This is a genomic window from Streptomyces sp. NBC_00271 (assembly GCF_036178845.1).
In the GTDB taxonomy this organism is placed as follows: domain Bacteria; phylum Actinomycetota; class Actinomycetes; order Streptomycetales; family Streptomycetaceae; genus Streptomyces.
Genome location: NZ_CP108070.1, coordinates 5,262,507 through 5,283,700, shown reverse-complemented (window position 1 = coordinate 5,283,700; position 21,194 = coordinate 5,262,507). Strand labels below are relative to the sequence as shown.

The 21,194-nt window shown below is 70.6% G+C and carries 21 protein-coding genes; 10 read left to right on the top strand and 11 right to left on the bottom strand.

Annotation, left to right across the window (positions count from 1 at the left end; genetic code table 11):
• Positions 1–134 precede the first annotated feature (134 nt).
• The gene (locus OG798_RS24225) at positions 135–1,145 is read left to right on the top strand and encodes a helix-turn-helix domain-containing protein (protein WP_328757656.1); all 1,011 of its coding nucleotides are present in this window, start codon (positions 135–137) and stop codon (positions 1,143–1,145) included.
• A gap of 187 nt (positions 1,146–1,332) precedes the next feature.
• On the opposite strand, the gene OG798_RS24220 is transcribed toward OG798_RS24225, so the two are convergent.
• The 6 genes from OG798_RS24220 to OG798_RS24195 all read right to left on the bottom strand — a co-directional run bounded on the left by OG798_RS24220 (position 1,333) and on the right by OG798_RS24195 (position 6,204).
• Positions 1,333–2,505 carry a serine hydrolase domain-containing protein gene (locus OG798_RS24220; RefSeq protein WP_121415879.1) on the bottom strand — a complete coding sequence of 391 codons (1,173 nt, stop codon included), beginning with the start codon at positions 2,503–2,505 and terminating at the stop codon, positions 1,333–1,335.
• Positions 2,506–2,572: 67 nt separating this feature from the next.
• A complete protein-coding gene (locus OG798_RS24215; RefSeq protein ID WP_054233059.1) occupies positions 2,573–3,034 on the bottom strand; it encodes an organic hydroperoxide resistance protein in 462 nt (153 codons plus the stop codon).
• 124 nt (positions 3,035–3,158) lie between these two features.
• On the bottom strand, positions 3,159–3,638 hold the full coding sequence (locus OG798_RS24210; RefSeq protein ID WP_095854176.1) for a MarR family winged helix-turn-helix transcriptional regulator: 480 nt from the start codon (positions 3,636–3,638) through the stop codon (positions 3,159–3,161).
• A gap of 10 nt (positions 3,639–3,648) precedes the next feature.
• Positions 3,649–4,410, bottom strand: coding sequence for an energy-coupling factor ABC transporter ATP-binding protein (locus tag OG798_RS24205; protein WP_095854177.1), 762 nt, complete (start codon positions 4,408–4,410; stop codon positions 3,649–3,651).
• Positions 4,398–5,159: a cobalt ECF transporter T component CbiQ gene (gene cbiQ / locus OG798_RS24200; RefSeq protein ID WP_095854178.1), complete on the bottom strand. Its 762-nt coding sequence runs from the start codon at positions 5,157–5,159 to the stop codon at positions 4,398–4,400. Before cbiQ ends, OG798_RS24205 begins: the two co-directional genes overlap by 13 nt.
• 1 nt (position 5,160) lies before the next feature.
• Positions 5,161–6,204, bottom strand: a complete 1,044-nt coding sequence (locus tag OG798_RS24195; protein WP_095854179.1) for an energy-coupling factor ABC transporter permease — start codon at positions 6,202–6,204, stop codon at positions 5,161–5,163.
• A gap of 204 nt (positions 6,205–6,408) precedes the next feature.
• On the opposite strand from OG798_RS24195, the gene OG798_RS24190 reads away from it, so the two are divergent.
• Complete coding sequence (locus OG798_RS24190; protein ID WP_067376306.1) at positions 6,409–6,765, top strand: SsgA family sporulation/cell division regulator; 357 nt, start codon at positions 6,409–6,411, stop codon at positions 6,763–6,765.
• Between the two features lie 25 nt (positions 6,766–6,790).
• Here the strand turns inward: OG798_RS24190 and OG798_RS24185 are convergent, their stop codons facing one another.
• The 4 genes from OG798_RS24185 to OG798_RS24170 form a co-directional block, all read right to left on the bottom strand.
• On the bottom strand, positions 6,791–7,636 hold the full coding sequence (locus OG798_RS24185; protein WP_328757655.1) for a DMT family transporter: 846 nt from the start codon (positions 7,634–7,636) through the stop codon (positions 6,791–6,793).
• Positions 7,633–8,139 (bottom strand): YbaK/EbsC family protein, encoded by a 507-nt coding sequence (locus OG798_RS24180; RefSeq protein WP_267062089.1) that lies wholly within the window; start codon positions 8,137–8,139, stop codon positions 7,633–7,635. The genes OG798_RS24185 and OG798_RS24180 overlap by 4 nt, the downstream gene beginning before the upstream one ends.
• Before the next feature lie 206 nt (positions 8,140–8,345).
• Positions 8,346–10,016: a penicillin-binding transpeptidase domain-containing protein gene (locus tag OG798_RS24175; protein WP_097225625.1), complete on the bottom strand. Its 1,671-nt coding sequence runs from the start codon at positions 10,014–10,016 to the stop codon at positions 8,346–8,348.
• A gap of 97 nt (positions 10,017–10,113) precedes the next feature.
• Positions 10,114–11,754 carry a penicillin-binding transpeptidase domain-containing protein gene (locus OG798_RS24170; protein ID WP_267062088.1) on the bottom strand — a complete coding sequence of 547 codons (1,641 nt, stop codon included), beginning with the start codon at positions 11,752–11,754 and terminating at the stop codon, positions 10,114–10,116.
• A 436-nt stretch (positions 11,755–12,190) separates the two neighbouring features.
• On the opposite strand from OG798_RS24170, the gene OG798_RS24165 reads away from it, so the two are divergent.
• The 5 genes from OG798_RS24165 (at position 12,191) to OG798_RS24145 (ending at position 16,734) form a co-directional block, all read left to right on the top strand.
• Positions 12,191–15,064 carry a PKD domain-containing protein gene (locus OG798_RS24165; RefSeq protein ID WP_328757654.1) on the top strand — a complete coding sequence of 958 codons (2,874 nt, stop codon included), beginning with the start codon at positions 12,191–12,193 and terminating at the stop codon, positions 15,062–15,064.
• A 159-nt stretch (positions 15,065–15,223) separates the two neighbouring features.
• Positions 15,224–15,715, top strand: a complete 492-nt coding sequence (locus OG798_RS24160; RefSeq protein WP_095854185.1) for a DUF2975 domain-containing protein — start codon at positions 15,224–15,226, stop codon at positions 15,713–15,715.
• On the top strand, positions 15,715–15,936 hold the full coding sequence (locus OG798_RS24155; RefSeq protein WP_054237256.1) for a helix-turn-helix domain-containing protein: 222 nt from the start codon (positions 15,715–15,717) through the stop codon (positions 15,934–15,936). The genes OG798_RS24160 and OG798_RS24155 overlap by 1 nt, the downstream gene beginning before the upstream one ends.
• A gap of 3 nt (positions 15,937–15,939) precedes the next feature.
• Positions 15,940–16,344 (top strand): transposase family protein, encoded by a 405-nt coding sequence (locus OG798_RS24150; protein ID WP_257039417.1) that lies wholly within the window; start codon positions 15,940–15,942, stop codon positions 16,342–16,344.
• Between the two features lie 174 nt (positions 16,345–16,518).
• Positions 16,519–16,734, top strand: a complete 216-nt coding sequence (locus OG798_RS24145) for a hypothetical protein (protein WP_095854186.1) — start codon at positions 16,519–16,521, stop codon at positions 16,732–16,734.
• 61 nt (positions 16,735–16,795) lie between these two features.
• Here OG798_RS24145 and OG798_RS24140 read toward each other — a convergent pair whose 3' ends face one another.
• A complete protein-coding gene (locus OG798_RS24140) occupies positions 16,796–18,535 on the bottom strand; it encodes a dolichyl-phosphate-mannose--protein mannosyltransferase (protein ID WP_095854187.1) in 1,740 nt (579 codons plus the stop codon).
• A gap of 94 nt (positions 18,536–18,629) precedes the next feature.
• On the opposite strand from OG798_RS24140, the gene rsmI reads away from it, so the two are divergent.
• From rsmI to OG798_RS24125, 3 genes are all read left to right on the top strand, one after another.
• Positions 18,630–19,487: a 16S rRNA (cytidine(1402)-2'-O)-methyltransferase gene (gene rsmI, locus OG798_RS24135; RefSeq protein ID WP_095854188.1), complete on the top strand. Its 858-nt coding sequence runs from the start codon at positions 18,630–18,632 to the stop codon at positions 19,485–19,487.
• 200 nt (positions 19,488–19,687) lie between these two features.
• On the top strand, positions 19,688–20,107 hold the full coding sequence (locus tag OG798_RS24130; RefSeq protein ID WP_095854189.1) for a hypothetical protein: 420 nt from the start codon (positions 19,688–19,690) through the stop codon (positions 20,105–20,107).
• 68 nt (positions 20,108–20,175) lie between these two features.
• Entirely contained in the window at positions 20,176–21,048 is an 873-nt protein-coding gene (locus tag OG798_RS24125) for a TatD family hydrolase (protein ID WP_267062063.1), read from the top strand.
• The last annotated feature ends 146 nt before the right edge of the window (positions 21,049–21,194 follow it).

Here is a 21,194-nt window from a genome sequence, read left to right as displayed (position 1 = left end):
GACCGGCTGTCCGTCCGGTCGGCCGACTGATGTGCTGAGGGGCACCCCGCATTGCTGCGGGGTGCCCCTCACTTCTTGCTCCTTGCTGTGGAATCATCCGGTCCCAGGCTCTCTCACCAGGAGGTCCGCCGATCGTGTTGCACGAGTCGGTCTTCAAAAGCGCGGACCTGCCGGTCGGTGACCGGTTCGAGGCGTGGACGCAGCGCATGGGCCGTACGCACGCGCCCATGCAGCTGGCCAGCGACCGCGCGGCGGACTACCGCGCGCACCAGCGCATGATCGGGCTGGGGGACGTCACGGTCTGGCCGGCGACCTTCGACCACCTGGTCTTCCGTCGGACGCCGAAGCTGATCCGCCAGTCCGATCCCGAGGTGTTCCACCTCTCCCTCCTGCTGCGCGGAGAGGGAGCGGCGGCCTGGGACAGACGGCAGGCCGCGTACCGGGTCAACGACATCCACACGAACTGTTCCTCGCGGTCGTACGAGATACACACCGGCGCCGACCCGGTCAGTCTCGTGGGAGTCGAGATCCCGCGGTCGCTGGTGGCGCTGCCCGCGAACCGAGCCGACCAGGTGATCGGCAGCCGGATCTCGGGCCGTGAGGGAGTCGGCGCGCTCCTGGCGCAGTTCCTCGTCCAGCTGGCCTCGGACACCGGCTCCTACCAGCCGTCGGACGGACCCCGGCTGGGAACGGTCCTCTCCGATCTGGTCACGGCCGTCTTCGCGGGCGCCCTGGACGCCGAGGCCCTGCTGCCGCCGGAGTCCCGCGGCCGGACGCTGACCCTGCGCATCAAGGCGTTCATCCGCCGGAATCTGGGCGACCAGGAGCTGACCCCCGCACGGATCGCCGCCGCGCACCACATCTCGCGCAGCCATCTGTACCGCCTCTTCCAGGCCGAGGGCCTCACCGTGGCCTCCTACATCCGCGATCAGCGGCTGGAGAACGCCCGCCGCGACCTCGCCGACCCGGCACTGCGCGCGATGCCGGTCCATGCCGTCGCCGCCCGCTGGGGCTTCCCCCGCGCCGCCGAGTTCACCCGGGCCTTCCGCACCGCCCATGGCGTCCCGCCGAGTGAACTCCGCAGGCAGGCGGTGGCCGAGGAGCGTGAGGCAGGTCCGGAAGGCCGTGGACCCTGCGCCAAGTAGGTGGCGACTGTGTGCCAACGACAGGCGGGCGGTCGGCCGCGCATTCTGGTGATCGCCGCGCGGCGAGGGACGGGCGGACCGGAAGGGGCGGGCCAGGATCGCGGGGGTGTCCTGGCACGGCCCCGGCCGTATCGACTACGCCGCGTCCCCGGTCCGAGCGACTACGCCGCGTCCCCGGCCCGGTCGGCTACGACGACAGCGCCGACCGTACCGCCCGTACCAGTGCCTGCGCCCGTGGGTCCGCCGTCACCGTCTTGCGGAAGCCGTTCGTGATGTAGCCGAAGGCGATGCCCGACTCGGGGTCCGCGAAGCCCAGGGGGCCGCCGCGGCCGGGGTGGCCGAACGAGGCCGGGCCCAGCAGCGGGGAGGCCGTGCCGTGGAGCATGTAGCCGAGGCCGAAGCGCGTGGTGATGACCAGGGTGCGGTCCGGTCCCGCGGACGCCTCGGCGCGGGCCAGGTCGACCGTGGCCGGGGTGAACAGCCGGGTGCCGTCCAGCTCGCCGATCAGGGCCGCGTAGAAACGGGCGAGACCGTCGGCCGTGGCGATGCCGTTCGAGGCGGGGAGGGCCGCCGCGCGATAGGCGGGGTCGTTGTCGTCGGGCGGCGGGGTGATCGCGGCGAAGGCGCGGACGGTCGTCGAGTCCGGGTCCTTGTAGGCCTCGGCCACCGACCGCTTCGGGCGGGTGCGCAGGGCGCTCGACGGCTCGGGCGAATCGACGCGGCCCGCGCGGCCCACCCGGTGGGCCTCGGCCCCCGGCAGCCCGACCCAGAGGTCCAGGCCGAGCGGGGCGGCGATCTCCGTCGCGATGAACTCGCCCACGCCCCGGCCGCCGGTGACGCGGCGGACCAGTTCGGAGAGCATCCAGCCGAAGGTGTGGGGGTGGTAGCCGTGGTCCGTGCCCGGCTCCCAGAGGGGGGTCTGCGCCGCGATCGACTCGGCCGTACGGTCCGGGTCCGCGGCCTCGGCCGGGGTCAGCGGCACGTCGACCACGGGCACGCCCGCCCGGTGCGACAGCACATGCCGGACCAGGAGGTGTTCCTTGCCCCGAGCCTTGAACTCGGGCCAGTACTTCCCGACCGGTGCGTCCAGGTCCAGCTCGCCGCACTCGTGCAGCATCAGGAGTACGGCGGCCCCGACACCCTTCGTCGCCGAGTGCATGACGTGGGCTGTGCCGTGCTCCCAGGGCGCCGAATCCGCCGTACCGTCCACGTCCCGCGTGCCGCCCCACAGGTCGACGACCTTGCGCCCGTGCCGGTACACGGAGACCGCCGCACCGCGCTCCCCGAGCGTCTCGAAGTTACGCGCGAACGCTTCCCTGACCGGCTCGAAGCCCTCGGCCACTTCGCCGTTCACGTTCACGTCCGTACTCCCTGTCGCCCGGCCACCCTCAACAGTGGTTGCAACACACACGCGGAAGGCTCGATTCCTAGCCGAGCAGGATCGTGACCTCGATGTTGTTCCGGGTCGCGTTCGAGTACGGGCAGACCTCGTGCGCCGCGTCCACGAGCTTGGTCGCGACGTCCTGGTCGAGGACGGGCAGCGAGACGCTCAGGGCGACCGCGAGGCCGTAGCCGCGCTGCTTGTTGGGTCCGATGCCGACCTTCGCGGCGACGGTGGAGCCGGTCAGGTCCAGTCCGGCGCGGCGGCCCACCAGTACCAGCGCGTTGTGGAAGCAGGCGCTGTACCCGGCCGCGAAGAGCTGCTCGGGGTTGGTGCCGTTGCCGTCACCGCCGAGCGCGGGCGGCATCGCGACCTTCAGTTCGATCTGGCCGTCCTGGCTGGTGACATAGCCGTCCCGGCCGCCGTGCGCGGTGGCCTCGGCGACGTACATGATCTTCGTCGGACGAGTGTCGACAGCGGTGTCGCCGACAGCGGTGCCATCGATCATGGCGGGACCTCCCCCAGGACGGAAAACACAGAAGCGTGCAAGTACATCGTGCACAAGGTACCGGCCGGTACGGAAGGGTGATCACCAGGGGGTAGAAACCGTCGGTAACCCCTGCCCGGGCAGGTCAGCGCCCGCGCCCCGCCGCACCCTCCGCGCGCTCGGCCAGCCCCCACAGCTCCTGCCGCAACCTGGCCACCTCGTCCCCGGCGAGGCCGGTCGACGCCAGCAGCGCCCGCGGTACGCCCGCCGCGCGCTCCCGCAGCGCCTCACCGCGCCCGGTGACCGCCACCAGCACCGACCGCTCGTCGCGCGGCGAGCGGTCACGGCGGACCAGACCGGCCGACTCCAGGCGCTTGAGCAGCGGCGACACCGTGCCGTAGTCCAGCCGCAGCGCGCCCGCCAGCTCCTTGACCGTGGTCTCGCCGCGCTCCCAGAGGAACAGCAGGACGAGGTACTGCGGGTAGGTGAGGCCCAGCTCCTCCAGCAGCGGGCGGTACGCGGCGGTCACCGCGCGCTGGGCCGCGTACAGCGCGAAGCACAACTGGTCGTCGAGGAACAGCGACCCGGCCGATCCGAAGTCCTCTTGGTCCCCTTGTTTCGTCACGCGCCCATTGTCACGGAGTACGCACAGCTGTCGAGCGCGGATCGAAACCGAAGGGCAGCTCCAGGCGGTGGGTGCGCATCAGCTCGTCGTCGGAGAGCAGCTCGCCGGTCTTCCCGTCCGCCGCGATCACGCCGTCGCTCAGGATCAGCGCCCGGGGGCACAGTTCGAGGGCGTACGGCAGGTCGTGCGTGACCATGAGGACGGTCACGTCCAACGACCGCAGGATGTCGGCGAGTTCGCGGCGCGAGGCCGGGTCGAGGTTGGAGGACGGCTCGTCGAGGACGAGGATCTCCGGCTCCATCGCGAGGACGGTCGCGACGGCCACCCGGCGTCGTTGCCCGAACGACAGATGGTGCGGGGGGCGGTCGGCGAAGTCCGCCATGCCGACCCGCTCCAGGGCCGTACGGACGCGTTCCTCCAGCTCGGCGCCCTTCAGGCCCGCCGCGGCCGGTCCGAAGGCGACATCCTCCCGCACGGACGGCATGAACAGCTGGTCGTCCGGGTCCTGGAAGACGATGCCGACCTTGCGTCGGATCTCCGCCATGTGCCGCTTGCCGACCGGGAGTCCGGCCACCGTCACGGTCCCGGCGCCGCCGGTCAGGATGCCGTTGAGATGGAGGACGAGGGTGGTCTTGCCGGCGCCGTTCGGGCCGAGCAGCGCGACGCGCTCGCCACGCCCGACGGTGAAGTCGACGCCGAAGAGGGCCTGGTGGCCGTCCGGGTAGGCGAAGGCCAGTCCGGCCACTTCCAGAGAGGGGGTCACAGGGTCCATCCCAGCAGGCAGACGACAAGGGCGGCGAACGGGAGGGCGAGGGCGTACGACCACTGCGCCCGGGACGCGGTCACCTCGTCGATGACCGGCATCGAACCGGCGTACCCCCGGCTCACCATGGCGAGATGGACGCGCTCCCCGCGCTCGTAGGAGCGGATGAACAGCGCGCCCGCCGACTTCGCGAGGACGCCCCAGTGCCGTACACCCCGGGCCTCGAAGCCCCGTGACTCCCGCGCGATCCGCATCCGCCGCATCTCGTCCGTGATGACATCGCCGTAGCGGATCATGAAGGAGGCGATCTGCACGAGGAGCGGGGGCAGCTTCAACCGCTGGAGCCCCAGCAGCAGTTCGCGCAGTTCGGTCGTCGAGGCGAGGAGCACGGAGGCGGCGACGCCGAGGGTGCCCTTGGCGAGGACGTTCCAGGCGCCCCACAGGCCGTTCACGCTGAGCGACAGACCGAGGACGTCCACCCGCTCGCCCTGCGCCACGAACGGCATGAGCACGGCGAAGGCGACGAACGGGATCTCGATCAGCAGCCGCTTGAGCAGGAAGGCGGCCGGCACCCGGGCCTGGTACGCCACCGTGGCCAGGAGCGCGGCGTACAGCGCGAAGGCCCACATCGCCTCGCGCGGGGTGGAGACGACCACGACGACGAAGGCGAAGGTCGCGGCGAGTTTGGTGTGCGGGGGCAGGGTGTGCACGGGGGAGTGCCCGTGCCGATAGAGCCGGTGGGCGTGGCCCGCGCCCACCTCAGGCCACCTGCGAGGGGGAGACGTCGGCGGTACGGCGCCTGCGCACCGCCCAGAAGATCCCGCTGCCCGCGACGACGGTGACGCCGACGCCGATCACGCCCGCGAGGCCGCCGGAGATCCGGGCGTCGGAGATGTCCTTGACGCCGTACCCGGCGAGCGGGGAGTCCTCGGTGTGGTGCTTCTTGGTGTTCTTGTCGATGCCCTGGTCCTTGGCGACCTTCTCCAGGCCGTCGGGGCTCGCGGAGGCGTAGAAGCTGACGAAGCCCGCGAGGACGAGGGAGGTGACGAGGCCGACCGCCCACACCTTGCGGCGGGAGGTCCGGGCGGCCACGGGGACGGCGGCGGGCGCGGGTGTGTCGACCAGTTCGCCGCCGACGCGCAGCTTCAGCCGCTGCTGCAGACCGCGCGCCCCGTACACGAGGTCCGGTCGTACGGCGATGACCGCGCCGACCGTGAGAGCGGTGATGGTGGCCTCGCCGATGCCGATGAGGACGTGCACGCCGATCATCGCGGTGGCGACCTTGGAGATCGGGACGTCGGTGGTGCCGCCGAGGGCGTAGATGAGGGTGAAGGCGACGGCGGCCGCCGGGACGGAGAGGAGCGCGGAGACGAAGGCCGCCACGGTGATGGAGCGCTTCTTGCGCGGCAGGACCTTCACCAGGCCCCGGAAGACGGCGTACGAGACGACCGTCGTGACGATCGCCATGTCGGTGATGTTCACACCGAGTGCGGTCAGGCCGCCGTCGGCGAAGAGGATGCCCTGCATCAGCAGGACCACGGAGACACAGAGGACCCCGGTGAAGGGGCCGACGAGTATCGCCGCGAGCGCGCCGCCCAGCAGATGTCCGCTGGTCCCGGCGGCGACCGGGAAGTTCAGCATCTGTACGGCGAAGATGAAGGCGGCGACCAGGCCGGCGAGCGGCGCGGTCTTCTCGTCGAGTTCGCGGCGGGCGCCCCGCAGGCTCACGGCGATGGCGCCGGCGGCGACCACTCCGGTGACCGCGGAGACCGGGGCATTGATGAATCCGTCAGGCACATGCACCGTTCGATGATAGTGCCTTGTTGCGAACGGCTTGCAAGAGCGAGCTGTCCATGAATAGCGGCGAGGCGGCGATGCATGGCGGGGGCTGATCCGGGAACCCGGTGAGTATGGGACTCCGTGGGCGAAATCTCCGAAATGTGCGACATTGGAGAGGTGACGGATTCATATATTCCACACAGGTAACGCAGCGCAAGGAGTCGGTTCATGTCTGCCGTCGAACAGTACGCACGCGCCCACATCGTCACCGACACGGCAGACTCCTTCGAGGACGAACACCAGGCCGTCCCGGTGGCCCTGAGCTACGACCCCGATGCTGATCCCCGCCAGGTCCACATGACGCTGCCCGGCCCCCACGAGTGGGCCTTCCCCCGGGAACTCCTCGAACGGGGACTGCGCGGTCCGGTCGAGTCCGGCGACGTACGTGTGTGGCCGTGCGGCCGGGTGCAGGCGGTCGTGGAGTTCCACTCCGCGCAAGGCGTGTCGGTGGTGCAGTTCGACTCGAAGGTTCTGATCCGCTTCCTACGCCGCACGTACACCGCGGTGACCCCGGTGGCTCACTGACGGTCGGTCCACCTCGCGCGCGGCATCAGCCCGCGTGCAGCATCAGACCGATCCCCACCACCAGCAGCCCCGCCGCCGCGATTCGCGGCGCCCCGAACCGCTCCTTGAAGAACACCGCCCCGATCGCCGCGCCGACGATGATCGAGGATTCGCGCAGGGCGGAGATGGGAGCCAGCTCCGCGCGCGTCTGTGCCCACAGCACCAGCGCGTACGCCGCCACGGACAGCACCGAGCCGAGCAGCCCCAGGGCGGCGAAGGGCCGTAGGGCGGGGATGAGCCGGGAGCGCAGGCGGTAGGCGGCGTACGCCGGGATCACGACCCCTTGCACCGCCATCAGCCAGGCGATGTACCCGAGCGAGGAACCCGAGGCGCGTACGCCGAGTCCGTCCACGACGGTGTACGCGGCGATCGACACACCGGTGGCCAACGCCGCGCCGATGGCGGCCCAGTTGGGCCGCCGCCCGCGCATCCCCCACAGCGCGACCCCCGTCAGCCCCGTGCACGACACGGCGATCCCCGCCGCCGCCCACGCGTTCGGCACCTCGTGCGCGAACACGGCCGCGAGCACGGTGACGACCAGCGGGGCGGTCCCGCGGGCGATCGGATAGGCCTGCCCGAAGTCGCCCAGCCGGAAGGAGCGCATCAGCAGGGCGTAGTACAGGACGTGGATCGCGGCCGACACGAGCAGATACGGCCACGCCCCGGCCGCCGGCACCGCCATGAACGGCATCAGCGCCACCCCGATCAGCACCCCGCCGCCCGCGATCAGCGTGAACCCGACGAGTTTGTCGGTGATGCGGTGCGCGATCGCGTTCCAACTGGCGTGGGTGACCGCGGCGAGCAGCACCGCCGCGGTGACCAGCGGGGTCACAGGTGCTGCTCGCGCACGTCCACCAGCGTGCCGCCCGCATGCGCGACCAGCGTCTTGGGGTCCATGGGGAACACGGTGTACGGGGTGCCGGCCGCGGCCCACACCACGTCGTGGTCGAGCAGCGAACGGTCCGCGAGCACCCGCGTCTTCGTACGGTGGCCGAAGGGCGGCACCCCGCCGATCGCGTACCCGGTCGTCTCCCGTACCAGCTCGACCCTGGCCCGCGTCACCTTCCCGGCCCCGAGCTCCCGCCGCACGAGCTCCAGATCGACCAGCGACGCCCCGTCCATCAGCACGAGCACCGGCACCCCGTCCGCGGCGAAGATCAGCGACTTGCAGATCTGGCTCAACTCGCACCCGATCGCGGCGGCGGCCTCTGCGGCGGTACGGGTCGCGTCCGGGAAGCGGCGGATGCGCGGCAGCAGATCAGCGAGGCCCAGCTCTCTCAGGGCCTCGGCGAAACGGGGGTGGGCTCCGGACTCTTCGGCGGCATCGGTCGTCATGGGCGGCACGCTATCGGTCGGTGTAGGAGGCACGCGAGCGAGTTCCAGCTCGACCGACATCGTTCCCTGGGCCGACCTGTTCCCCGCCCGGACAGGCCTTGGCCCACCGCCCGGACAGGCCTTGGCCCACCGCCCGGACAGGCCTTGGCCCACCGCCCGGACAGGCCTTGGCCCACCGCCCGGACAGGTGCCAGTCGCCCGCCCGGCTAGCTTCCCGCCTTCAGGAGGGCCGCCACGATTGGGCCCGCCGTGTCGCCGCCGTGGCCGCCCTGTTGGACGACGCCCGCCGCGGCGAGGTCGCCCTTCCACGCGGTGAACCAGCCGTTGGGCTTCTTCTGGCCGTCGACCTCCGCGGAGCCGGTCTTCGCGCCGTAGTCGGGGCCGAGGCCGGACATCGCCTCGGCGGCGGTGCCGTACGCCGCCGTGTACTGCATGAGTTCGCGGAGCTGGGCGAGGGTGGTGGCGGAGAGGGTGCGGGAGGCCGTCGCCAGCTTGCGGTTGTCGACCGTCGGAGACACCAGGTACGGCTGGTGGAAGGCGCCCGTCTTGACCGTGGAGGCGACCGAGGCCATGTTCAGCGGGTTCATGCGGACCCCGCCCTGGCCGATCAGCGAGGCCGCCATCTGGGCCGCCGACTGGACCGGGACCGAGCCGTCGAAGGACGGGACGCCGATGGCCCAGTTGTTCATGGACAGGCCGAAGTACTGCTGCGCCTGGTTCGTCAGGTCGGAGTTCGACAGTTTCTTGGCCTGGCTGATGAAAGCGGTGTTGCAGGAGCGCGCGAAGCTCGCCTTGAACGTGCCGCCCTTGATCTCGAACTTGTCGTCGTTCTGGAACTTCCAGCCGCCGTACGTCACGTACTTCGGGCACGGGTGCTGCTTGTCGGCCGAGGCGAGCCCCTTGTCGATGAGCAGCGACGACGTGATGACCTTCATGGTGGAGCCGGGGGCCAGCGAGCCCTGGAAGGCCGTGTTGAAGCCGTGGCTGGTGTTGGCGACCGCGAGGATCTCGCCCGTCGAGGGGCGCATCAGGACCACGGACGCCCGGTCCTTCTTGGCGACCTGCTGCTCGGCGTCGGCCTGGAGGGTCGGGCTGAGCGTGGTCTTCACGGTCCCCGGGGTGCCCTCGCTGAGGGTCACCAGGGTCTTGTCGGGGGTCTTCTGGGTGCCCTTGGTGGCGGCCTTGCGGACCACGCGCAGTTCGATGCCCGCCTTGCCGCCGGCGATCTTTCCGTACTTCTCGCGCAGCCCGTCCAGCACCGTGCCCAGCGAGGGGTACTTGGCCGTGGTGATCTCGCCGCCGTCGCGGTCGAGGGCGGTGACCGGGGGAGTGCCCGCCGGGCCGGTGACCAGGCGGTCGCCGTCCTGGAGGTCGGGGTGCACGACCGACGCCTTCCAGCCGACCAGCGCCGCACCGTCCTTGGCGCGCCGCACGACGGTCAGCTTCGAGTCGTACGCCAGGGGCTTGCTCTTGCCCTTGTACGTGACGGTGGCCTTGACGGAGAAGGGGACGGAGGACCCGGACGCCGTGCCCGGCGTGAGCTTGACGCCGGTGATGTGGGCGTCCTTGCCGTAGCCGGTCAGCAAGGTCGTCGCGGCCGCCGAGTCGTCGGTGGCCGCGGCCGCCTTCGCGACGTCACCGCTCTGCCAGGCGGTCAGGAACCGCGTGGACAGCGCCGTGACCTCGGCCGCCGACGGCGGACCGGTCTTCACGGCCTTGCGGGCGGCGGTCTCCGACGTGCGGTCCTCGGCCGACGCCCCGCCGCCGTACAGGCTGTAGGCGCCGAACGCCCCGCCGACGACGACCACCGCGATCAGCCCGCCGACCACGGCGGGCTTCGTCTTTCGTCGCTCGGCGACGCGCCTTCTGTTCCCCACAGCTCTCGATCCTCCGCCTGTTCCCCAAGTCCCCCGGCACCCTCATGCTCCTCAACGAGAACCCCCACCCTAGGGTCCCGCCCTGTCAAGGGTGACTTCAGCCGCCCGTTCGTAGCACAGCTGCGACGATCGGACCGGCCGCGTCCACCCCGTGCCCGCCTCCCTGGGTCATCGCGGCGGCCGCGATGTCGTTCCGATAGCCGGTGAACCAGCTGTTCGACTTGGACTGGGCGTCGACCTCGGCGGAGCCGGTCTTGGCGCCGATGTCGCCCCTGAGCCCCGCCATCACCTGGGCGGCGGTGCCGCTGGTCGCGGTGAGGTTCATCATCGCGCGCAGTTGCGCGGACGTACTGCTGGGCAGGCCCTTCGCCGTCGCCAGTTCCCGGTCGTCGAGCTTGGGCGAGACGATGACCGGCTGCCGGAAGGTGCCCGTCATCGCCGTCGCCGTGACCGACGCCATGTTCAGCGGGCTCATCTGGACCTGGCCCTGGCCGATCGCGTTCGCCGCGCGGTCCGGGCCGCCGGAGGCGGGGATGTTGCCGTCGAAGGAGGGGATGCCGGTCTTCCAGTTGTTCTGGCCGAGGCCGAAGCGCGTCTGTGCCTCGGTCGTCAGGGACTCGTCCGTGAGCGGCTTCTCGTCGATCAGTTTCACGAAGGCCGTGTTGCAGGACCGCATGAAGCTGTTGGCGAGGCTCGCCTTCTCGTTCGGTGCGAGGTTGGTGAGGTTGTGGAAGGTCTGGCTCTGCCAGGTCGCGGTCGGCGGGCAGGGCGCCGGGCCGTTCATGGTGGTCACGCCGTTGTCGATGAGCATCGCCGCGGTGATGATCTTCATCGTGGAGCCGGGGGCCAGGGTGCCCTGGAAGGCCGCGTTGAAGCCGTCCGCACGGTGGTTGGCGACCGCCAGCACCTCACCGCTGCTCGGCTGCACGGCCACCACGGACGACTCGGCGTACCGGGAGACCGCCTTCTCCGCCGCGGCCTGCGCGCTCGCGCTGAGGGTGGTGCGCAGCTTGCCGGCCTTGCCCTTGGCGAGGGTCACCAGGGCAGTGTCCCCCGCGCCCTCGGTCGCGTGATGGATCGCCAGCTCGACTCCGGCCGTACCGCCCGCCGTGTCGCCGTACTTCTCGCGCAGCGCGTCCAGGATCGGTCCCAGCGAGGGGTACTTCTCCTTCGTCAGGACAACGTTGTTCCGGTCCACGGCCTCGATGGGTGGGCTCGCCGACTCGCCCGTGACCAGCGTGTCTCCTTCCTGCAACTCGGGATGCACGACGGACGGCTTCCAGTCGACCAGCGCCTTCCCGGTGGTCTCGCCGCGTACGACGGTCAGCCGGGAGTCGTACGCGAAGGGCTTGGACTTCCCTTCGAACGACACCGTCGCTTTGACGGAGAACGGCACGGTGGTTCCCGTCACCGCCCCCGGGGTGATCCTCACACCGGTGACGTGTGCGTCGTCGCGGTAACCGGCCAGCAACTCCTGTGCCTTCTGGGCGAAGTTGGTGTACGCGGCGGCCTTGGCGGCGTCCCCCTGCTCCCAGGCGGCGAAGAACTTCGTCGAGGCCTCCTTGACCTCCGCGCCGCTCGGCGGCCCCGTCTTCACGGCCGCGGGTCCGCCGCTCCCCGAGCCCCCGCCCTCGCTCCCGCTGAGTGCCGACATCACGTTGAAGGCGCCGTATCCGGCACCCCCCACCATCACGGCGAACACACTGCCGATGACGGCAGCCTTTGCCCCCTTGCGCATCGCGCGAAACCCTCCCCGTGGACCCCTCTCCCGAACTTCTGAACGCGTTCAGAAAAGTCGGTCTGCAGGGCACTGTATGCGGGAGGAGTGGTGGATGGGGCGGAGATTCTCCGAATCGTTAGACCGGGCATTCAGTTACGTACGTGAACGCGGGTCAATGACCAGTACGGGCCGGTCTTGGGCAAGGCAAGGGTGGATCATGGACGTTTCTTGAGGAGGGGGCTGACACGATGGCGGCTGCGTGTCAGCGCTGGAGTGAACGACTGCGACGGCCAACTGGTGGACCTCCAGGGACCGTTCACCCTCAACCGGCATTCTCGTCACGCGCTCGGTCGGTCGACGTCGGTCGACGACTCGGCACTGCACCTCAGCACTGCACCTCAGCACGCCGCCCCGGGGCTCACCGCCCTCACCGCGAACGCTTCGTGGAGACCTCATGCATAGACCTCGCCCCGCTGTCGGGGTGTCCGTGGCCGTGCTCATCGTGGCGGGGGTGATGAGCGGCGGGGGTACCGGTAGGGCGTCGGCGGACCCGGGTTCGGCCGGGACGTTGTACGTGAACCACGACGTGGCGTGCAGCGACACGGGCGCGGGCACACAGAGCGCGCCCTTCTGCACGGTGCAGGCGGCGGCGGACGTGGTGGAACCGGGGCAGACGGTCCGGATCGAGTCGGTGGACGATCAGACGTACTCGGAGTCGGCGACCTTGACCAGGTCGGGCACCAAGGACGCCCCGATCACGTTCACCGGGGCGCCCATCAGCGCGGGCGGCTCGTGGGCGGAGCTCGCGTCCACGGGCTCCGCGCCGGCGCTGACGCTCAAAGCGGTGCACGACGTACGGGTCGAATACCTGGCGGTCCGGTACCGCGGCGGAGACGGGGTGGCGGTGACGGACTCCGAAGGCGTCGACCTCGACCGGCTGTCGTTCCCCCGCCCCGCAGTGCGGGCCCCGGGCGCGGGGACCGCGGTGACCGTGGACGGCGCCTCCTCGGACGTGACCGTGTCGCGGAACTGGATCGGCGACGGATACGCCTTCGGCGTACAGGTGGAGCCAGGAGCGGCGCGGGTCACCGCGACGACCAACGTGGTGACCACCCCGCGGCTCGGCGGGATCGCGGTGACGGGGGCGTCCGGCGCGAACGTGACGAGCAATACGGTCATCGCGCCCTGCGCCACCGGAATCTCGCTGGGCGGCGGGAGCTCCGGGGTGGTGGAGAACAACGTGGTCGCCTCCACGACGGCGAGGCAGAGTGACACGTGCCCGGCACCCACCGCTCCGCTCTACACGGTGTCGGCCGACTCGGCGGCTCAGGTCACCGGTGACTACAACGTGGCGGCGAACGGTGCGCCCGGTGGCACCCGGCCGCGCCCCGAGTACTCCTGGGCGGGCGCTCCCTACTCGACCACCGCGGCACTGCGGGACGCGACCGGGCAGGGTGCGCACGACATCGACGGGCTCAACATGCTGTCCCTGACAGCGCCGAACGAGCACTCCGTCCTCATCGACTCGGCCGACGCAGACGCGCCCGGCGAGCTCTCCACCGACATCAACGGCGCCTCGCGCATCGACGACCCGCTCGTCGCCGACACCGGCACCAGCGCGAGCACCCGCCCCGACCGGGGCGCCATTGAGCGGCAGGACACCATCTACTTCCGGGTCGGCGACACGCCGTCGCCGACGATCGGGCTCGCACCGTTCGTCACCTCGCTGAGGACCGATGGCGCCACCAGTTCGTGGGGCGAGGCATTCACGTACTCGGTCGACTTCGGCGACGGCGGCGCCCCGGCCACCGGCGCCGCGGGCGCCCCGGTCACCCACACCTACACCACGCCGGGCAGGTACACCCCGAGCATCACGGTGACTGATACCGACGGGTCGAGCCGGACAGGGCAGTACGTCCCGGTCCTGGCGGCTACGGCCACACCGCCCGCCGCGTCGCTGTCCGGCGTTGCGGACACCACGAGCGACGGGCAGGTCAACGCGGGGTATGCGCGGTTCACCGTTCCGGAACCGGCGGACGTGTGGGAGATCGCGTACCGGTCCCTGACGTTCGGCGACGGCAGCCAGCAGAACCTGGCCAACGGCGCGCAGGAGGTGCCGCACCAGTACCCCACCCCCGGCACCTACACCGCCACGCTGACGCAGACGGACCAGCTCGGCCGGACCACTACCGCCAAGGCGACCTTCCACGCCGCGGACGCCTTCGTGGCCATGACCCCCGAGTTCGACACCGAGAAGACGATCGCCGCGCACGGCGTCCTGAAGCTCTCGGCGGCCACCGTGCGGGCCGACTCCGACGGCGTGGACGCGGCTCAGCTGCAGATCGTCACCAGTGCGGCCAAGGCGAGCGGCTCTCTGACCCTCTACACCCACGGAACCACCCGCCCGGGCACCTCCAGCATCAACTTCGAGCCCGGCCGGAGCGCCCGCAACGAGGCGACCGTCAAGGTCACCCCGACCGGTTCGGTCGACATCTACAACGGCAGCTCCGGCGCGGTGACCGTCAACGTAGCCACCGTCGGTCTTCAGTCGCACGCGCAGTTCGCCGAGACCTACCACCCGGCCACGCCCGTCCGGCTGCTCGACACCCGGGGCGCCACCGGCGGCGTCACCGGACCGGTCGCCGGCGGCCACTCGGTCACGCTGACGGCCGCCGGCACCCACGGCGTCCCGACCGGGGCGAGCGCCGTGGTCCTCAACGTCGGGGCGACCACCACCAAGGCGTCCGGCAGCCTCACCGTCTCCACCCACGGCGACTCCGGCTCCAGCGTGACGGGCCCGTACTGGACCACCGGGCAGACCGCCTCCGCCCAGATCGTGCTCCCGCTGGTGGACGGCAAGGTCGTCCTGCGCAACACCAGCAGGTCGTCGGCGAACCTGATCGCGGACCTCGTCGGCTGGTACGGCCCCACCGCGAGCGGTTCGCAGTTCCAGCCGGTCACCCCGGTGCGGATCCTCAACACCCACACCGGCGCCGGAAGCGGAAGGATAGCCAGGCTCGGTGCCCACGCCACGCTGAAGCTCAAGGTCACCGGTGCGCACGGGGTCCCTGCGAGCGGTGTGAGCGCCGTGGACCTCAACCTCACGGTGCCAGCGCCGTCCGGCACCGGCTACCTCATCGCCTACGCCGACGGCACCTCCCGCCCCAGCGTGCACTCGGTCGACTTCACGACCAAACACACCGTGGCCAACCGCGCGCTGGTCAAGGTCGGCACCAACGGCGAGATCGACCTGTACAACGCCGGCTCCACCTCTGTCGACATCTACGCCGACCTCCTCGGCGACTACGCCACCCACCCGGCGGGCTGACCGCCCGACGACCACCACCAACGACGACGGCGACGACAGCGCGGCTCTCGAGGCCAGACAGAGGCAGTCGACGGCCTTTCGCGTACGTCCCGACCCAGCCCTTGTTTCACCTATCGAATTTCGATAGATTCCCATCGCAACTCGATGGGGAGATGGGTCATGGGAAAGCTGACAGTGCGCGCGCTGCGCGCCGTGCTCGTGGTGGTGCTCACCGGCACCGTGTTCGTACAGGCATTGATGGTGTGGGCGTTGGTCAGCGGGAGTGACCCGGAGGACGGGTCGCTCCCGCTGACCCCGCTGCGCGTGATCACGATCCTGGGCATCGGGGCGGCCCAGGTCGCCCTGGTCTGTGTATGGCGACTGGTAACGATGGTGCGACGCGGAACCGTGTTCTCCCACGCCGCCTTCCGGTACGTGGACGGCATCATCGGCGCGATCGTCGCGGCTGCTCTCGTGTGGTTCGCGGTCACGGCCGTCAATGCGCCCGGCCAGCGGGACGACCCGGGCGTCACCCTCATCATGGGCGGGATCGGCGTGGCCATCCTGGGAGTCGCGCTCATCGTGCTCGTGCTGCGGATGCTGCTCGCCCAGGCCGTCGCCCGCGACGTCGAAGCGGCGCAGATGCAGGCCGAGTTGGACGAGGTGATCTGATGCCGATCGCCGTCGACATCGACGTGATGCTGGCCAGGCGGAAGATGTCCGTGGGCGAGCTCGCGGACCGCGTAGGGATCACGCCCGCCAACCTGGCGGTACTCAAGAACGGCCGCGCCAAGGCGGTGCGCTTTGCGACGCTCGCCGCGCTTTGCGAGGTGCTCAAGTGCCAGCCGGGCGACCTGCTTCGCTGGGAGGCCGAGGACACCGCGGGCGAATGAACCGTGCCTGCCGACGCGTCATCGCCGATTCCGCTGGAGCGTCTGGCCGAGGTGCCCGACCCTCGCGATCCGCGCGGCGTACGGCACGCTCTGGTCGTCATGCTTGCGCTGACCGCGTGCGCGGTTCTGACCGGAGCGACCTCCCTGCCGGCGGAGGCGACGGTGCGTCGGCTGCTGGGCCGCATCGACGGTGACGCGTTGGACCGGGCGGTGGGCCGGTGGCCGGCCGACCGGCGCGCTGGCGCCGACGGCCGGCTGCGCGCAGTGGCGGTCGACGGCAAGACCCTGCGCGGAGCGGCCAGGGCCACGGGCCGCAAGATTCATCTACTCGCCGCACCAGCGACGCCATGCACACCCAGCGCGAGCACGCCGGCTACCTGCTCGGCCGAGGCGCGCAGTACATCGTGATCGCGAAAGGGAACCAGAAGAAACTCCACAAACAGCTCAAAGCCCTTCCCTGGAAGCAGATCCCGCTGCAGGGCCGGACGGCGCGGGACGGATTTGAGGGCGCCGGAAGCTACCTGGGCACCTCTCAGGCTGCTCGTTATCGTGGAGCGTCACACACTCACTCGGGGGGCGTCTGTGATCGAGCTCGGCGTGCTGTTTGGTCTGTTGGTGGCAGCGGTACTGGTCCTGCTCTTCGTGCTCCTGCGCCGAAGGAACGGCAGCACGGAGAACGTCGACGGCCGCCTGATCGAGCAAGCGCGGCGGCTGCAGGCGTACAACGACAGGGTCTCCTACAACGCCGCCTCAGTGCACAGCTCTTCGCCCACCATGACCGACCACTACCGTCCCTGACCCGATGGGGGACTACGGAGGGCGCGGCAGACTGCCGCGCCCTCTTGGTGTGTCTGTGCAGCTAGACCCAGGTGTCCAGCCACATCCGGGAGCGCCACTGGTCTATGGGGATCGCGGTGCCCGTGTACAGGGGCCAGAAGTAGATGAAGTTCCAGGCGATCAGGAGGACCAGGACGCCCGCGCTCGCCGCGCCGATGACGCGGCGGCGTTCCGTGGAGCCGGGTGGGCCGAGGATCGCGCCGATCATCATGGCGACCGCCAGGCACAGGAACGGGACGAAGATGATGGCGTAGAAGAAGAAGATCGTGCGCTCCTGGTACATGAACCAGGGGAGGTAGCCGGCCGCGATGCCGCAGGCGATCGCGCCCGCCCGCCAGTCGCGGCGGAAGGCCCAGCGCCACAGGACGTAGACGATCGCGAAGCAGGCGGCCCACCAGAGGAGGGGCGTGCCCAGGGCCAGGACCTCGCGGGCGCACTTGCCGCCCGCGTCCGCCGGGCAGCCGTCCTTGCCGGGCAGCGGGGACTCGTAGAAGTACGAGACAGGGCGGCCCAGGACGATCCAGCTCCACGGGTTCGACTGGTAGGTGTGCGGGGACGAGAGGCCGACGTGGAACTCGTACACCTCGTGCTCGTAGTGCCACAGGCTGCGCAGCCAGTCGGGCAGGAAGGCCCAGCTGCCGCCCTTGCCGTCGGTCGCGGCCCAGTTGCGGAAGTAGCCGCCCTTGCCGTTCGTGGGGGAGAGGATCCAGCCGGTCCAGGAGAGGAAGTACGTGGCGATCGCCACCGGGACCGTCGCGAGGAACGTGATGCCCGTGTCGTGCTTGAGGGCCGCCACATACGGGTGTCGGGCGCCCGCGACCCGGCGGGCGGCGACGTCCCACAGGACCGCCATCACGCAGAACGCGAAGAGGATGTACAGGCCGCTCCACTTGGTGCCGAGGGCCAGGCCCAGCATCAGACCGGCCGTCCAGCGCCAGGGGCGCCAGCCGAGGCGGGTGGACTCGGCGATGTGTGCGTCGGGGCGTACGAGACCGTCCGGGTCCGTGGGCAGGGCGGCCGCCAGTCGGGCGCGCGCGCGGTCGCGGTCCACGATCAGACAGCCGAAGGCCGCCAGCACGAAGAACATCAGCACACCGTCGAGCAGCGAGGTGCGGCTCATCACGAAGTGCAGCCCGTCCACCGCCATCAGCGCGCCCGCGAGACAGCCCAGGAACGTCGAGCGGAACATCCGGCGCCCGATCCGGCACAGCAGCAGCACCGACAGCGTGCCGAGCAGCGCCGTCATGAAACGCCAGCCGAACGGGTTGAAGCCGAACATCCATTCGCCGAGCCCGATGACGTACTTGCCGACCGGGGGATGCACCACATAGGCGGCGTCGGAGGGAATGCCGACGTGCCCGTTGTTCTGCAGGATCAGGTCATTGGCGTTCTTGTCCCAGTTGACCTCGTACCCGCGGTGGATCAGTGCCCAGGCGTCCTTGGCGTAGTACGTCTCGTCGAATATCACCGCCTTCGGGCTGCCCAGGTTCCAGAACCGCATCAGCCCCGCCATCAGGGTCACGAGCAGCGGGCCGCCCCAGCCCGACCAGCGCGTGATGCGCTCCGCGATCTCGTGGCGCAGCCCGAACGCAGCCCAGATCCGGGGGCTGGGCTCGGCGTACGGCGGCACGAGCCGATCACGCACATCGCTTCTGGGCGGCGCGTTGTATCCGAAGCGGCGCAGCCGCTGCTGCCACGACGGCCGCCGTTCTTCGGTTGCCTGGCCCTGCCGGGTGTCCGTGGAGGACGCGGTACTGGTCACCGCGCCATCGTAGGGAACAGGTCTGTGGGAGTCCCGTGCACGGGCCTAATGGGTGGATGCGGCCGCCGCCGAATGCCCCTGCGAGGATGGAACCGTGACAGGAACCCTTGTTTTGGCCGGCACCCCCATCGGCGACGTGGCCGACGCCCCGCCCCGGCTCGCCCAGGAGCTGGCGGGCGCGGACGTCGTCGCCGCCGAGGACACCCGCAGGCTGCGCCGGCTGACCCAGGCGCTGGGCGTGCAGCCCACCGGGCGCGTGGTGTCGTACTTCGAGGGGAACGAGGCCGCCCGCACGCCCGAACTCGTCGAGGCGCTGGTCGGCGGGGCGCGCGTGCTGCTGGTGACCGACGCCGGGATGCCGTCCGTCTCCGACCCCGGGTACCGGCTGGTCGCCGCGGCCGTCGAGAAGGACATCAAGGTCACCGCCGTACCCGGCCCGTCCGCCGTGCTCACCGCGCTCGCGCTGTCCGGGCTGCCCGTCGACCGGTTCTGCTTCGAGGGATTCCTGCCGAGGAAGGCGGGCGAGCGGCTGTCCCGGCTGCGGGAGGTCGAGGGCGAGCGCCGCACGATGGTCTACTTCGAGGCCCCGCACCGCCTCGACGACACCCTCGCCGCGATGGCCGAGGTCTTCGGGGACGGGCGGCGGGCCGCCGTCTGCCGCGAGCTGACCAAGACGTACGAGGAGGTCAAGCGCGGACCGCTGGGCGAGCTGGCGGCCTGGGCCGCCGAGGGCGTACGCGGGGAGATCACGGTGGTGGTCGAGGGCGCGCCGGACAAGGGCGCCGAGGAACTGGACGCGGGCGAACTGGTACGCAGGGTGCGGGTGCGGGAAGAGGCGGGAGAGCGTCGCAAGGAGGCCATCGCGGCGGTCGCGGCCGAGGCGGGGATTCCCAAGCGCGATGTCTTCGATGCGGTGGTCGCGGCAAAGAACGCGGCGCACAGCGCCCCATAGAAGAGCAAAGGGCCTGCACGGAAAGCAAAGCTCAGGCCGTGTCTCGGCGGCATTCCGACAAGGAAAGGCCAAAACGACTCCAATAGTCGACAGGCCTGATGCGTTCCCGCGCGGAGAAGCGTCCACTGGTTGAAGGGACGTACCCGTCCCTCGCCCCCGCCGACCGGGGGCGCTTGTCCAGCGGAACAGCAGGAGCTGGCATGAGTGAGATCGCAGGGCAGACCGGCAACCGCAGCGCGGCGACCGCCGTCGTCAACGAGTCGTATTCCTTCGCATGCATGCGCTGCGGGCACGGCTGGGAGCAGTCGTTCGAGATAGAGCACCACCGCGACGCCGAGGGCGGCGAGTTCGTGATGTACGTGGCGGACGGCCATGTCGTGCCGTCGCCGCTGAGCCGGCCCTCCTGCCAGAACTGCGACGGACACGTGGTGCGCATCATGCGCGCAGGGCAGGTGTCCTCCGTCCAGAACTCCATGCACCAGCACACGCACCGCCCGGTGCCGGTCCACCCCGAGCAGGCCCACGACGAGGCCGTCGACCAGCCGGCCGTGCCCAGGGAACCCCACCACTGGCACCTCTCCGACCTGCTGCACCCCTTCCACCACCGCAAGGCGGGCTGATCGCGGGAGCGCGGTGACCTCGCCCGGGTGAGGTCCGGTCCGGCATGCCCCTTTCGTAGGATCGGGGCATGTCCTCCGACAAGACCGAAGCACCTCCGCTCCCCGAGCCGCTGCGCGTCCCCGTCGCCGACTCGCACACCCACCTCGACATGCAGTCCGGCACCGTCGAGGAAGGCCTCGCCAAGGCCGCCTCGGTCGGCGTGACCACGGTCGTCCAGGTCGGCTGCGACCTGAAGGGCTCCCGCTGGGCGGCCGAGACCGCCGCCGCGTACGAGGCCGTCCACGCGACCGTCGCCCTGCACCCCAACGAGGCGCCCCGTATCGTGCACGGCGACCCCGACGGCTGGTCCCGCCAGGGCGCGCGGCAGCCCGGCGGCGACGGCGCCCTGGACGAGGCCCTCGCCGAGATCGACCGCCTCGCCGCCCTGCCCCAGGTCAAGGGCGTCGGCGAGACCGGGCTCGACTACTTCCGTACGGGCCCCGAAGGCAAGGTCGCCCAGGAGCGCTCCTTCCGCGCCCACATAGAGATCGCCAAGCGGCACGGAAAAGCCCTGGTCATCCACGACCGGGACGCACACGCCGACGTGCTGCGCGTCCTGAAGGAGGAGGGCGCGCCCGAGCGGACCGTCTTCCACTGCTACTCCGGCGACGCGGCGATGGCCGAAATCTGTGCCCAGGCCGGGTACTACATGTCCTTCGCCGGAAACATGACCTTCAAGAACGCCCAGCCACTGCGCGACGCGCTGGCCGTGGCCCCCCTGGAGCTCGTCCTCGTCGAGACCGACGCGCCCTTCCTGACCCCCGCCCCGTACCGCGGACGGCCTAACGCGCCCTATCTCGTTCCGATCACGGTGCGCGCCATGGCGGCCGTACGGGGCATCGACGAGGACACGCTGGCGACGGCGCTCGCGGCGAACACGGCGCGGGCCTTCGGTTACTGAGGGATAACACTTCCGGCCATTGTGCGAGGTCACACCTCAGGGCAGTGTCGCGACACAGCGTAGCCGCGTTGCTTTGGAGAGTGACGACCGCTCCGCTAGGTTCTGGTCGCCCACCCGTCTCCCGCCACCACCCTGAACGAGCCCTC